Origin of the sequence: Winogradskyella psychrotolerans RS-3 (assembly GCF_000427335.1) — a bacterium.
GTDB classification, from domain to species: domain Bacteria; phylum Bacteroidota; class Bacteroidia; order Flavobacteriales; family Flavobacteriaceae; genus Winogradskyella; species Winogradskyella psychrotolerans.
This window is the reverse complement of sequence record NZ_ATMR01000033.1, coordinates 1-575: the sequence shown is the minus strand read 5'-3', so window position 1 is coordinate 575 and position 575 is coordinate 1. Positions and strand designations below refer to the sequence as shown.

1 protein-coding gene is annotated in these 575 nt (G+C 35.3%); it reads right to left on the bottom strand.

All coding sequences use genetic code 11. The annotated features are described in order from the left end of the window. Positions 1-515 (bottom strand): beta/alpha barrel domain-containing protein (locus ADIWIN_RS02315; RefSeq protein ID WP_040756350.1); only part of this gene is annotated, 515 nt, incomplete at its 3' end. Between the last annotated feature and the right edge of the window lie 60 nt (positions 516-575).

Below are 575 nucleotides of genomic sequence, written 5' to 3'. Positions count from 1 at the left end.
AGAAGTTGGTCAATGTTTTTATCATCAAAGCCAAATCCAAGTAGCAAATCACATTTTGCTGCTATTTTTTTGATTTCTTCCTGAATTCCCTCTGTAATTTCCATGGAGGTGTCAGATTCGAGGTTTAGTATTATGTCGTTTTCTTTTAGCGTGGGCGCCAGGTCCAATAAGTCCTCTAAGTCTTCGGGTTTTTCTAAAGTGTATTTGAAGATTAAGGAGTAACTGGTATTTTTAAGCATTGGGAGATGAAGTCTTTCAGCAATTTGAATGTAAGAGAACCCTTCATACTGCGCCATCGTTTCTAAAATAGTATCGGGATGACTGTCCGAGAATTCCGCAACGTATTCCAATCCGGATAACCAATCTGTAATTTCTTTAAAAGCTGTTGGCGTTACGTAATACTCATTGTTCTTTTCAAGGGAAAAACCCATAAGGTTAACATACATTCCAGAACAGTAGCGTGCATCGCTTAAGTTGTTGACATTACTTATCTTTACAAAAGTTTTTAAAGCCATTTTATTTTAGTCGATTATTTCCGTAATTTTCAATTGAATTCAAAGATAGAAAATGAAAAT